12 protein-coding genes are annotated in these 12,651 nt (G+C 64.2%); 6 read left to right on the top strand and 6 right to left on the bottom strand.

Going from position 1 to position 12,651, the window contains the following annotated elements:
- Positions 1-56: 56 nt before the first annotated feature.
- From HAP48_RS47485 to HAP48_RS47500, 4 genes are all read left to right on the top strand, one after another.
- Positions 57-950, top strand: coding sequence for a branched-chain amino acid ABC transporter permease (locus HAP48_RS47485; RefSeq protein WP_166207574.1), 894 nt, complete (start codon positions 57-59; stop codon positions 948-950).
- 3 nt (positions 951-953) lie between these two features.
- Positions 954-2,027 (top strand): branched-chain amino acid ABC transporter permease, encoded by a 1,074-nt coding sequence (locus tag HAP48_RS47490; protein ID WP_166207576.1) that lies wholly within the window; start codon positions 954-956, stop codon positions 2,025-2,027.
- Positions 2,028-2,086: 59 nt separating this feature from the next.
- Entirely contained in the window at positions 2,087-3,370 is a 1,284-nt protein-coding gene (locus HAP48_RS47495; protein WP_029084717.1) for an ABC transporter substrate-binding protein, read from the top strand.
- A 160-nt stretch (positions 3,371-3,530) separates the two neighbouring features.
- The gene (locus HAP48_RS47500; RefSeq protein WP_029084718.1) at positions 3,531-4,370 is read left to right on the top strand and encodes an ABC transporter ATP-binding protein; all 840 of its coding nucleotides are present in this window, start codon (positions 3,531-3,533) and stop codon (positions 4,368-4,370) included.
- Positions 4,371-4,444: 74 nt separating this feature from the next.
- Here the strand turns inward: HAP48_RS47500 and HAP48_RS47505 are convergent, their stop codons facing one another.
- The gene (locus HAP48_RS47505) at positions 4,445-5,596 is read right to left on the bottom strand and encodes an AGE family epimerase/isomerase (protein WP_166207579.1); all 1,152 of its coding nucleotides are present in this window, start codon (positions 5,594-5,596) and stop codon (positions 4,445-4,447) included.
- Positions 5,597-5,694: 98 nt separating this feature from the next.
- On the opposite strand from HAP48_RS47505, the gene HAP48_RS47510 reads away from it, so the two are divergent.
- Together HAP48_RS47510 and HAP48_RS47515 are read left to right on the top strand one after the other, a co-directional pair.
- Positions 5,695-6,918: a phenylacetate--CoA ligase family protein gene (locus tag HAP48_RS47510; protein WP_166207582.1), complete on the top strand. Its 1,224-nt coding sequence runs from the start codon at positions 5,695-5,697 to the stop codon at positions 6,916-6,918.
- 124 nt (positions 6,919-7,042) lie between these two features.
- A complete protein-coding gene (locus HAP48_RS47515) occupies positions 7,043-7,573 on the top strand; it encodes an HAD family hydrolase (protein ID WP_166207585.1) in 531 nt (176 codons plus the stop codon).
- A 33-nt stretch (positions 7,574-7,606) separates the two neighbouring features.
- Here the strand turns inward: HAP48_RS47515 and HAP48_RS47520 are convergent, their stop codons facing one another.
- The 5 genes from HAP48_RS47520 to rfbB all read right to left on the bottom strand — a co-directional run bounded on the left by HAP48_RS47520 (position 7,607) and on the right by rfbB (position 12,644).
- Positions 7,607-8,704 carry a DegT/DnrJ/EryC1/StrS family aminotransferase gene (locus HAP48_RS47520; protein ID WP_166207588.1) on the bottom strand — a complete coding sequence of 366 codons (1,098 nt, stop codon included), beginning with the start codon at positions 8,702-8,704 and terminating at the stop codon, positions 7,607-7,609.
- A 10-nt stretch (positions 8,705-8,714) separates the two neighbouring features.
- Positions 8,715-9,182 (bottom strand): acyltransferase, encoded by a 468-nt coding sequence (locus HAP48_RS47525; protein ID WP_166207591.1) that lies wholly within the window; start codon positions 9,180-9,182, stop codon positions 8,715-8,717.
- Positions 9,179-10,240: a Gfo/Idh/MocA family protein gene (locus HAP48_RS47530; protein ID WP_166207594.1), complete on the bottom strand. Its 1,062-nt coding sequence runs from the start codon at positions 10,238-10,240 to the stop codon at positions 9,179-9,181. The genes HAP48_RS47525 and HAP48_RS47530 overlap by 4 nt, the downstream gene beginning before the upstream one ends.
- A gap of 224 nt (positions 10,241-10,464) precedes the next feature.
- Positions 10,465-11,295, bottom strand: coding sequence for a class I SAM-dependent methyltransferase (locus HAP48_RS47535; RefSeq protein ID WP_166207596.1), 831 nt, complete (start codon positions 11,293-11,295; stop codon positions 10,465-10,467).
- 293 nt (positions 11,296-11,588) lie between these two features.
- Positions 11,589-12,644: a dTDP-glucose 4,6-dehydratase gene (rfbB, locus tag HAP48_RS47540; protein WP_166207599.1), complete on the bottom strand. Its 1,056-nt coding sequence runs from the start codon at positions 12,642-12,644 to the stop codon at positions 11,589-11,591.
- Between the last annotated feature and the right edge of the window lie 7 nt (positions 12,645-12,651).

The following is a 12,651-nucleotide window of genomic DNA, read 5'->3' on the forward strand; positions in this document are numbered from 1 at the left end:
CGATGGATCGCCGGGTCAAGCCCGACGATGACGAACAGCAAACCTGGCAAAACCCCATGAACACCCAGTTCCTGATCCAGCTGATCGTCAACGGCCTCGTGGTCGGCACGCTCTATGGCGTGGTCGCGATGTCGTTCGTGCTGATCTACAAGGCAACGCAGGTCGTGAACTTCGCGCAGGGCGAATTGCTGCTGGTCGGCGCCTGGGTGTGCTGGGCGCTGTTGACCAGGTACCAGGTGCCGTTCTGGGTCGGGATGCCGATCACGCTGGTGTTCATGTTCATCTTCGGCATCGCGATCCAGATCGTGATCCTGCGGCCGATGATCGGCGAACCGATCATCTCCGTGATCATGGTGACGATCGGCCTCTCGACCGTGTTCCAGGCCGCGCTGAAGTGGATCTTCGGCGTCAACCCGCAACCGTTCCCGCGGGTGTTCGAGAGCCAGTCGGTCAGCCTGTTCGGGCTGCAGATCCAGACCGTCTATCTCATGAGCCTCGTGGTCTCGCTCGCCATGATGGTCGGCATGGCCTGGTTCTTCCGCGCCTCCAAATACGGCCTGGCCATGCGCGCCACCGCCTTCAACCAGCAGGTCGCGCAGTCGCTCGGCATCTCCGTGAAGAACGTGTTCGCGATGGCGTGGGCGATTTCGGCTACGGTCTCGGCGGTTGCCGGGGTCGTGGTTGCGGTCGTGAACGGCGTGTCGTCCGGCCTCTCCGCCTACGGCATCAAGGTGTTTCCCGCCGCGATCCTGGGCGGACTCGACTCGGTCGGCGGCGCCGTGCTGGGCGGCATCATCATCGGGCTCCTGGAAAACGTCGCCCAGTATGTCGACAGCGAGTATCTGCACTGGGGCAATCTCTACGAAATCGCGCCGTTCTACGTCCTGATCATCATCCTGATGATCAAGCCCTACGGGCTGTTCGGCACCAAGGACATCGAGCGGGTCTGATCCATGGCAACAAGCACCCTGATTCCGTCGGGCGATTTCCGCACCAGCTACGCGGCAGACACCACGATCTTCCCGACCGCAACCAGCCGCAACTTCGCGATCGCCGGCATCCTGCTCGCCTGCTTTGCACCGATGGTGCTGACCAATTACTGGCTCAGCGTCTCGATCCAGATCGGCATCTTCGCGATCGCAGCCCTCGGCCTCAACGTCCTGGTCGGCTTCACCGGCCAGATCTCGATCGGCCACGCCGCGTTCTTCCTGTTCGGCGCCTTCACCTCGGCCTACATCTCCAACAATCTGCCGATCCCGGTGTTCTTCGCCATCCCGCTCGCCGGCGTGGTCACGGCGCTGGTCGGCCTGATCTTCGGCGTGCCGGCGGCGCGGCTCAAGGGTCTCTATCTCGTCATCGCAACGCTTGCCGCGCAATACATCCTGCTCGATTTCTTCTCGCGGGCCGACTGGTTCTCCGGCGGCTCGGTGCCGGCCAGCGCCAACCCGTTCTCGATCTTCGGCTACACCCTGCGCGGTGACCGGCAGTATTTCTACGTCGTGCTCACCTACATGGTGATCAGCTATCTGCTGGTCACCAATCTGATGCGCACGCGCGACGGCCGCGCGCTGGTCGCGATCCGCGACCACTATCTCTCCGCCGAGATCATGGGCATCAACCTGACCAAGTACCGGACGTTGTCGTTCGGGCTTGCCGCCTTCTTTGCCGGCATCGCCGGCGCGCTCTACGCGCATTATCAGCTGGTGGTCTCCCAGGAAGGTTTTGGCATCGAACGCTCGGTGCTGTTCCTCGCCATGGTCATCATCGGCGGCACCGGCTCGGTGATGGGCACGCTGATGGGCACGGCCTTCGTGGTGCTGCTGCCGGAATCGATGGAATGGCTGAGCGCGTGGCTGAAGGGCGGCGCCATCGACAAGGCGCTGCAGCTCAACAACAACATCACCTTCCTGCGCGAGATCGCGATCGGCCTGATCATCATCGGCTTTTTGATGTTCGAGCCGGACGGGCTCGCGCATCGCTGGCGGCAGATCAAGGCCTACTGGAAGCTTTATCCGTTCTCGCACTGACGCAAGGCACGGAACGCAACTCAAAATTCGGTTCAACGAATAAGCAGGAGGAAACCAAAATGACGATTAGATCCCTTTTGAGCTCGGTCTCCCTTGCGCTGCTGATCAGCAGCGCTGCCGCCACCGCCCAGGCCCAGATCGCCATCGGCCATCTGCAGGACCTCTCCGGCGGCACCTCCGACGTGGGCACGCCCTACGGCCAGGGCGTCGCCGATACCTTCGCCTGGGTCAACAAGAACGGCGGCGTCGGCGGCAAGCAGCTCAATGTCGACAGCAACGACTATGGCTACCAGGTGCCGCGCGCTATCGCGCTGTACAAGAAGTGGTCGGCGCCCGACGGCAAGGTCGCGGCGATCATGGGCTGGGGCACCGCGGATACCGAGGCGCTGACCGGCTTCCTCGCGCAGGACAAGATCCCCGACATCTCCGGCTCCTACGCGGCCGCACTGACCGATCCGGAAGGCACCAGCGGCAAGGCCAAGCCCGCACCGTACAATTTCTTCTACGGTCCGAGCTATTCGGACTCGATGCGCGCGATGCTGACCTGGGCCGCGGAGGACTGGAAGGCCAAGGGCAAGTCCGGCAAGCCGAAGTTCGTCCACATGGGCGCCAACCATCCCTACCCGAACGCGCCGAAGGCGGCCGGCGAAGCGCTCGCCACCGAACTCGGCTTCGAGGTGCTGCCGCCGCTGGTGTTCGCACTGTCGCCCGGCGACTACTCGGCACAGTGCCTGAGCCTGAAGAGCTCCGGCGCCAATTACGCCTATCTCGGCAATACGGCCGCCTCCAACATCTCCGTGTTGAAGGCCTGCAAGACCGCCGGCGTCGACGTCCAGTTCATGGGCAATGTCTGGGGCATGGACGAGAACGCCGCCAAGACCGCCGGCGATGCCGCCGACGGCGTGATCTTCCCGCTCCGCACCGCGGTGAGCTGGGGCGGCAACGCGCCCGGCATGAAGACGGTGATGGAGATTTCGAAGATGTCCGATCCGTCGGGCAAGGTCTATCGGCCCGTGCACTACATCGCGGCGGTGTGCAGCGCGCTCTATCTGAAGGAAGCGCTCGACTGGGCTGCCAAGAATGGCGGCGCCACCGGCGAGAACGTCGCCAAGGGCTTCTACCAGAAGAAGGACTGGGTGCCGGCCGGCATGGAGGGCGTCTGCAACCCGTCGACCTGGACCGAGAAGGATCACCGGCCGACGACGAAGGTCGATCTGTATCGCTCGAAGGTGTCGGGCGCGACCGATGGCGACATCAACGACCTGATGGGCAAGGGCACGATCAAGCTCGAGAAGGTGAAGACCGTCGAACTGCCGCGCAAGCCGGAATGGTTTGGCTGGTGAAGTCGTGAGGCTGCCATTAGCGCAGCCTCAACAACAATCGTCATCCCCCGCGAAAGCGGGGGATCCAGATCGCCGCGCTCTCACGTTTTGATCGCCGGCGTCTCTGGAATACTGGGTCACCCGCGTTCGCGGGTGACGACAGTGGAAAGTGATCGAGACCATGAACGAAACCCTCGAAGCTACCCGCCCCGGGCCGACGGCAGTGCCGCCGCCGCCGCTGCTCAGCGTCAATAACATCGAGGTCGTCTATGACGACGTCATCCTGGTGCTGCGCGGCCTCAGCCTCGAGGTGCCGAAGGGTGCGATCGTGGCGCTGCTCGGCGCCAATGGTGCCGGCAAGTCGACCACGCTGAAGGCGATCTCCGGCCTGCTCAAGACCGAGGACGGCGAAGTCACGCGCGGCGAGATCCTGTTCGAGGGCCAGCGCATCAACGGCATCGACCCGGACAAGATTGTCCGCCGCGGCATCTTCCAGGTGATGGAGGGCCGCCGCATCGTCGCCGACATGACGTCGCTGGAAAATCTGCGGCTCGGCGCCTTCACCCGCCGCGACGGCGAGGTCTCGGCCGACATCGACATGGTGTTCAAATATTTCCCGCGCCTGAAGGAGCGCACCGGCCTTGCCGGCTATCTCTCCGGCGGCGAGCAGCAGATGCTTGCGATCGGCCGTGCGCTGATGGCGCGCCCGAAGATGATCCTGATGGATGAACCCTCGATGGGGCTGTCACCCCTGCTCGTCAAGGAAGTGTTCGCGATCATCAAGGAGATCAACCGCGATCTCGGTGTCACGATCCTCTTGGTCGAGCAGAACGCGCGCGCCGCGCTCTCGGTCGCGAGCCACGGCTACATCATGGAACAGGGCAAGGTGGTGCTCGACGGCTCCGCCGACGAGCTGCGCGACAACGAAGACGTCAAGGAATTCTACCTCGGCGGCGCCGGCGACCAGCGCAAGAGTTTTAAGAACCTGAAGAGCTTCAAGCGGCGCAAGCGCTGGCTCTGAGGTTTTGGCGCGTTGTGGCGCGGAGTTGAGGACCGGTTCGCGTGCAGGAAACGCATCAAACCAGGAAGACGGTTCTAGCCGAGCACCTGCTCCGCTTCCGAGACCGCGCAGAGCACATGGTAGAACGACGACGCCGGGATCGTGGCAATCAGCGAGTGTCCTTCGCGGTCGAACTGGTCATACCAGCCGCCGCCGACCGGATGGCTGAGATAGTGCCGCTCGAGCAGCACCAGCGCCGCGCGCGCCTCGTCTGCCGCGCCGGCTTCGCCCGACTCGGCCTGCGCGATCCAGGCCTTCGCCAGCTCGCTTTGCGGCCACAGCCGCCGTGTGTGGCGACGGATGTTGCCCTCGGCGTCGCCCTCATCGATCAGGCAGCCGGTGGCCGCGTCGCGATAGCGCAGCGCCGAGGCCAGCAGTTCGCCGCGCGGACGCCCGGTGGGGCAGCCGGTGATGCGTTCAAATCCCTTCAGCAGCCAGACCCATTCCGCGAGATGCCCGGGTTCGACACTGACCGGCGGAATCTTCGACCAGTCCTCCTCGAAATATTCGCCGAGGGTGCGCGTCTGCTTGTCGTAGAGGTTGGCGAGGAACAGCGCGAAGAACTCGCCGGCGCGGTTCTGGAACGACAGATCGTGCGTTGCGTCGAAGCACGCGATCATCGCCTCGAACAGGTGCATCTGCGGATTCTGCCGGCGCGGCATCGAGGGCGGCAGGCCTTCCTGGAAACCGCCATGGGGCGAGCGCAACTGGGTCTCGAGGAACGACAGCAGCGCGTCGATCTCGGCGCGAACCTGGGCGTCCTGGTCGAGGCCGTAGACGGTCGCGAGCGCCAGCAGCACGAAGGCGTGGCCATAGGTGTCTCGCAACGGCTCATGCACGCCGCCGTCGGGCGTGAGGCTGTAGACGAAGCCCGGCCGGCCGTCCGGCGCCTTGGCCTTGGCCAGCAGGTAGTCCAGCCCCTTCAGCGCGATCGCGCGGCCTTCCGGGTACCAGCCCATCTGGGCCGCCTTGGCGTAGCAATAGATCTGGCGCGCTTGCACAAGCAGGCGGCGCGGCGCGGCGTGATCGGCTGTCCCATCCTGATGCAAACGGTCGACAAAGCCGCCCGTTGTGCTGTCCCAGCCGACCGTCGACCACAGCGGCAGGGCGTGGTCGATGATGCGGCGCTTCAACCTCGCGACGACGTCGGCGGCCCCGTCCGCCGCAACGCTCTCTGCCTCAGCCATCGTGCTCCCTGGAACCGTCCCAATGTCAGCGCTCGCCGTCTGATAGCACGCGCCAGCCGGCACGTAACCCTGCGCACATCTTCCCTCAAGGATCCGCCATGACCGACCATTACGACGCCCTTGAAACGCGCGAGCCGGCCCAGCGCGACGCCGCCCTGTTCGCCCGGCTGCCGGAGGTGCTGCGCAAGGCGATGGCAGCGCCCGCCTATGCCAATTTGCTGAGGGGCACCGATCCCGCATCCATCACCAGCTGGGAAGCGCTGGCGGAGCTGCCGGTGCTGCGCAAGTCGGAATTGCCGGCCCTGCACAAGGCTGCCCCGCCCTTTGGCGGCTTCGTGTCCGACAAGCCCGGTTCGTTCGCCCGCCTGTTCACATCGCCCGGCCCGATCTTCGAGCCCGAGGGCCGCCAGACAGACCCCTGGCGCGGCGCGCGGGCGCTGTTTGCGGCGGGCTTCCGCGAGGGCGATGTGGTGCTGAACACTTTCAGCTACCACCTCACGCCCGGCGGCTTCATCTTCGACGCCTCGGCGCGGGCGCTCGGCTGCGCGGTGATCCCGGCGGGCCCGGGCAATACCGAGCAGCAATTCGAGCTGATCGAGGCCTATCGCCCGGTCGGCTACAGCGGCACTCCGGACTTCCTGAAAATCCTGCTCGACGCTGCCGCAGCGGGCGGCCGCGACGTGTCCTCGATCAAGCGCGCGCTGGTGTCCGGCGCCGCATTTCCGAAGTCGTTGCAGGAGGAGATGAAGTCGCGCGGCGTCGAGGCCTATCAGGCCTTCGGCACCGCCGATCTCGGCCTGGTCGCGTTCGAGACGCCGGCACGCGAGGGAATGACGGTCAATGAGGAGCTGATCCTGGAGATCGTCAAGCCGGGCACCGGCGATCCTGTCGCACCGGGCGATGTCGGCGAGATCGTGGTGACCTCGCTCGATCCGCATCACCCCTGGATTCGGCTTGCGCTCGGCGACCTGACCGCGGCGCTGCCCGGCGCGAGTCCGTGCGGGCGCACCAATATGCGTATCAAGGGCTGGATGGGCCGCGCCGACCAGACCACCAAGGTGAAGGGGATGTTCGTGCGCCCCGAGCAGATCGCGGAAATCGGCAAGCGCCATCCCGGGCTCGGACGGCTGCGCCTCGTGGTCACGCGTGCCGGCGAAGCCGACGCAATGACGCTGAAGGCCGAATGCGCTTCGCCGCCCTCGTCGCTGCAGGACGAGGTTGCGGCAACGCTGCGTGCCGTGACGAAACTCGGCGGCACGGTCGAGCTGGTCGGCGCAGGCGCATTGCCGAACGACGGCAAGGTGATTTCCGACGAGCGATAGTCCTTGATGTCAGAGAAGCGCGAGCGCCGGCCACCCGGGGGGTGACTAGTCCACATTGTCGCGCGCGGCATTGTGAACTATTGAGCTGGCTCATGCCTTGTGGAGACGGACGGATCATCACCTCATGAGCAGCGCTTCCGGAGATCAGCCGCGACGGCCGGCGGTTTTCTTCGATCGGGACGGCGTCCTGAACCAGGACATCGGTTACCTCTTCGAGAGCCACAGGCTGATCTGGATCGACGGCGCGCGCGAGGCGGTGAAGGCCGTCAACGACATGGGCTATTTTGCGTTCGTCGTGACCAACCAGTCAGGCGTTGCAAGAGGCCTCTACGAAGAGGCGCATATCCAGGAGCTCCACGGCTGGATGGCCGCAGAGCTCGGCAAGATCGGCGCACATATCGACGCCTTCGAATACTGCCCGTTCCATCCTGAGGGGACCGTGGAGCGGTATCGGCAGGTCAGCCATCGCCGCAAGCCGTCGCCCGGCATGATCAATGACCTGCTGGCGCGTTTTCCGGTCGATCTCGAACGCAGCTTCCTGGTCGGCGATCAGCCGACCGATCTCGAGGCGGCGCGTGCCGCCGGCCTGAAGGGCTACCTGTTCTCAGGCTCCAATCTGGATCTGTTCCTGAGGCCTCTGCTGCAGCGACGTTGAGCCCCGCGCTTGGCGCGAGGCCGATGACCGCGATCAGAACTTCCGAACCAGGTCGATCACCTCGTCCTGCTGCTGGCGCGTGATCTCGGCGAAGATCGGCAGCGAGAGGATCTGGCCCTGGTCGCGGTGCGCGTTCGGGAATTGCTCCGGCCGGTGGCCGAACCGCGCATAGGCCGGCAGGAACGGCAGCGCGGTGGGGTAATTGATCGCGGTCTGCACGCCATTTGCGTTGAGATAGGCGGCAAGCGCGTCGCGGCGCGGATGCCTGATCGTGTAGAGGTGATAGACGTGGCTGCGCGCCGGTGCGACCTCGGGCACCACGACGTCCTCGATCTGGTTGAGGCCGGTATCATAGACCTCGGCAGCGGCCTGACGGGCCTCGGTCCACGCCTCCAGGTGCGGCAGCTTGGCCGAGAGGATCGCGGCCTGCATGCCGTCGAGCCGGCTGTTGATACCCTCGACATGGTGCTGGTGCTTCACCAGCCCGCCGTGACGCGCCAGCATGGCCATCTGCTCCGCGAGCGTCGCATCGTTGGTGACGACCGCGCCCGCATCGCCCATCGCGCCGAGATTCTTGCCGGGGTAGAATGAATAGGTCGCGGCTTCGCCGAACGTGCCGACCATGCGGCCCTTGTAGCGCGCGAGATGGGCCTGGGCGCAGTCCTCGATCACCCAGAGCTTGTGCTTCTGCGCGATCGCCATGATCGCGTCCATATCCGCGGGCTGACCGTACAGATGCACCGGGATGATGCCGACGGTGCGCGGCGTGATCGCGGCCTCGATCGCGGCCGGATCGATCGTGAACGTCGCGTCATCGGTGTCGCAGAACACGACGGTGGCGCCGGAATGGGTGATCATCGCCGCGGTCGAGATCCAGGAATGCGCCGTCGTGATCACCTCGTCGCCTGGCTTCACCTTCAGCGCCCGCATCGCGAGGTAAAGCGCATCGGTGCCGTTGGCGCAGGACGCGCAATGGGCGACCTCGGCAGCCGCGGCAAACTCACGCTCGAAGCGGTCGACATAGCTGCCGCGAATAAAGGCGTTGTCGCGGATGACGCCGGCGATCGCCGCATCGATCTCGTCCTTGATGGACTGGTATTGCAGTTGCAGGTCGGCATACGGCACCGGCATCAGATATCCCCTATTGGCTCGCCAGCAGCCGGCGCGCCGGATTGCCGGCATAGGTGCCGGGCGTCGTGATGTCCTTGGTCACCACCGATCCTGCGCCGATGACGACGTCATCGGCGATCCGGACCGGCATGATCGTGGCATTGGAGCCGATCGACACCCGGTTGCCGATCACCGTCTCGCGCCACAGCTCCTTGCGTCCGCGCGCCGGGCCGCCGGTGGAGAATGTGTCATTGACGAACATCACACCGTGCCCGATGAAGCAATCCTCGCCGATCGTAACGAGTTCGCAGACGAAGGCATGCGATTGCACGCGCGTGCGCGCTCCGACCACCACGCCCTTCTGGATTTCGGTGAAGGGCCCGACGAAACAGTCGTCACCGAGCGTGCAGCCATAAAGGTTGCAGGGCTCGACGACCTTGACGCGTTCGCCGAACGCGACATCGCGCACGCTGGCCTGATGCACTTCCGGCCGGTTCACGAAACGACACCCAACCGGCTCAAGCGCGGCGTGAAGCGCAGCGCCACTTCCTCGCCGGTCTCGATCGACTCATAGAGCGCCGAGATTAGCTCCAGGCTCTTGCGTCCCTCGAGCCCGTCGACCAGCGCGGCGCGCTGGTTCTCCAGGCAATCCACCACATGATGATAGTAAGCTTGATGGCCGAAGCCGTAGACGTTCGGCGGGTTGACCGAGAACTTCTCCACGACGTCCTTGTCCGACGGCAGCTCGTCGACAAAGCGCCAGTGCCGGATCTGGTTGACCGCGAAACCGGAAATCTCGACGGTGCCCTTCTCGCCCAGGATCGACAGCGAGCCCTCGAGATCGGTCGGGCGCGCCGCCGTGGTCGCCTCGATGATCCCGAGCGCGCCGTTGCGGAACTTCAGCGTTGCGACCGCGGTGTCCTCGGTTTCGATCTTGGCCAGCGCCGTTGTCGCGCGGGCATGCACGCTCACCACATCGCCGAAGAACCACTCCAGCATATCGACATGGTGGCTCGCCTGATTGGTCAGCACGCCGCCGTCGTAAGCCCAGGTGCCGCGCCATTGGTCCTGATCGTAATAGGCCTGGTCGCGGCACCAGCGCACCCGGACCGTCCCCAGGATGAGCTTGCCGAAGCGGCCGGCGTCGAGCGCCTCGCGCGCCTTGACCACCGGCACGTTGAACCGGTTCTGCTTGACGATGAACATCTTGACCCCGGCCTGGTCGCAGGCCCGGATCATGTCGTCGGCGTCCTGCAACCGCAGCGCCATCGGCTTCTCGACCACGACATGCTTGCCGGCCCTGGCGCAGGCGATCACATGCGCGGGATGCAAGCCGCTCGGCGTCAGCACAGCGACAGCGTCGATATCCTTGCGGCCCAAGAATTCGTCCATGTCGTGATGGGCCGCAACGGCGAACTTCGCGGCAACCGCATCGGCGCGGGCGCGAACCGGATCGCAGACTGCAACCAGGCTTGCTCCCTCGATGTGATTGCCACCCAGGAGATCGGAATGGCGCTTGGCGATACGCCCGCACCCGAGCAGGCCAAATCTGATCATGCAACAGGCCCTGTCTTGTCTCGCGGCCGACCGTTGCAGCCAGCCGAACAGCCGAGGGAACAAGCGGCCTTGCAAGCCGCACGGTAACGTCCATTACCCAGAAAACTTGGGATTAGGCAAGGCGTATGGGCCGATCCAGCGGCACGGCCCGCGGCGTGATGCTTCGAGCCTGCCATAACCGATAGGCCGCGAAATATGCGGGCCAAAAACAGCAAGCAGCAATCTCACGCGCCCGACTTGTTGCAGCTCCAATAAATGTCCAGTCCGCAATACCGCGGGATCGGCGAGGCAAGGAGTTGGGGACGCTTCCAGAGCTTGAATGGCCGTTCCTGATCGGCGTTCTCCGGGACCGCCTGAAAATTCGAGTATCCGGCGCAGATCTCCCGCAACGACCTGGCCGAGATGAATTCGGTCGCCGGCGCCAGCGAACCGTCCTGCGTTTTATCGTAGGCGGCGGTTTCACCGTCGCGGAAGGTCCCGCGATAGCCGCCGAGTTCACGCAGCATATAGCGAAGCGCGCGTTTCGGCTCGAGCACGAACTGGCGGTAGGAGTAGGCATAGTAGACCATGCCGACGAGGCGTCCGCCTGGCACCAGAAGCCGGCGGCAGGCTGCGATTGCAGCGGCGAGGTTGCCGGTATGATGCAGACAACCGATCGCGACAACCGCGTCGAACGAATTGTCGGGAAGCGAATTGCTGAGAATGCTGCCCTGAACGGCCCTGCCGTTCAGCCCGCTCTGCTTGATCCGGTGATTGACCATCGTGACCGGATTGGCGGCGATATCGAGACCAGTGAAGTCGGCGCCACTCTCCGCGATCTTCTGCGAGACGCTGCCGTAACCGAGCCCGATCTCGAGCACGCGCTTGCCGCGCATCGCCTTCCAGTCGATGTATTTCTCGAGATACGGATAGAAGTGGAAATAATTCTCGTCGTAGCGCCGCAGCGACTCCATCGAGGAATCGGTGATCCCCCATGCGCGGGCTGCCGCCGAGCCGCACAGTTCGTCCCAGAACGCCGCATTGGCGGCGTCGATCGCCTGTTGAGTTTCAGTCATGGCGGCCCTTACCTGCTTCAGCCAAATGGTGTGTTCGACGCATCCGACGCCGAATATCCGGTATTGCTCGTCCTGCCAACATCTGATTCGGCCCCGATTTCCGCTTCAATTTCGCTGTCGGCAGACCGATAGCGTGCCGCGAGCAGGCCAATCCCGTCAGCGCAGCGACAGTCGCGATTCAGCCGGAACGACCGGCGCGACGACCTCGGTCTCCGCTCTCGCCAGGGAACGTCTGAAGCGCTTCACGAGCGCCAGGCATCAACCAAAGCCCCGCGGGCCTGGAAGGGCGTCCGCTATCCCAACCGCTGGGCCTGGTATCCTCGCCGAAGAATCGCTTCCCACCAGGGCTTGTTATTAAGGTACCAATATACCGTCTTTCTGATACCGGCCTCAAAGCTCTCCTGCGGGCTCCAGCCGAGTTCTCGCTCGATCTTGGACGGGTCGATGGCGTAGCGGCGATCGTGGCCGGGACGATCCCTGACAAACGAGATCAGGCGCTTGTGCGCGCCCATCTCGGCCCCCCTGGCCTCATCGAGCAACGTACAGAGCAGTTCCACGACCTCGAGATTGGTTCGTTCGCTCCTGCCGCCGATATTGTAGGTCTCACCCACTCTCCCGTGCTGAAAAACGCGGATCAACGCCTCCGCATGGTCCTCGACATACAGCCAGTCACGGATGTGCTGACCATCACCGTAGACAGGTAGCGCCTCATCGGCCAATCCCCTGATGATCATGTGAGGGATCAGCTTCTCGGGAAATTGATAGGGTCCGTAGTTGTTGGAACAATTTGTCACCAGGGTCGGCAATTCGTAGGTCTCGTACCACGCACGCACGAGATGATCGGAAGCGGCCTTGCTGGCAGAATAAGGTGAGTTTGGCGCATACGGGCTTGTTTCCACGAAATGGCCATCCGCACCCAGCGTGCCAAACACCTCGTCCGTCGAGACATGAACGAGCCGGAACGCGTCGCGCTCCGCGGGCTCCAAGGCCCGCCAGTAACGCAGCGACTCCTGCAGCAGCGTGAAGGTGCCGACAACATTGGTCTGGATGAAATCGCTGGGCGCGTCGATCGAGCGATCGACATGGCTTTCCGCAGCAAGATGCATCACGGCCTGAGGCCGGTAGTGATCGAACAGACTGCGCAAGCCCGGACTGTCGCAGATATCCGTTCTCGAGAGGGCATAGCGTTCGCTGCTTAGCTCCGACGGAATCGAGTGAAGGCTGGACGCGTACGTCATCTTGTCGACATTGACGATCGAAGCGTCGGTGCAATTCAGCAAACGCCGAATAACGGCAGAGCCGATGAAGCCGGCTCCTCCGGTGACAAAGATCGTTGCTTTGCTAGGCACCACTGGC

This window comes from Bradyrhizobium septentrionale, assembly GCF_011516645.4.
GTDB lineage: Bacteria > Pseudomonadota > Alphaproteobacteria > Rhizobiales > Xanthobacteraceae > Bradyrhizobium > Bradyrhizobium septentrionale.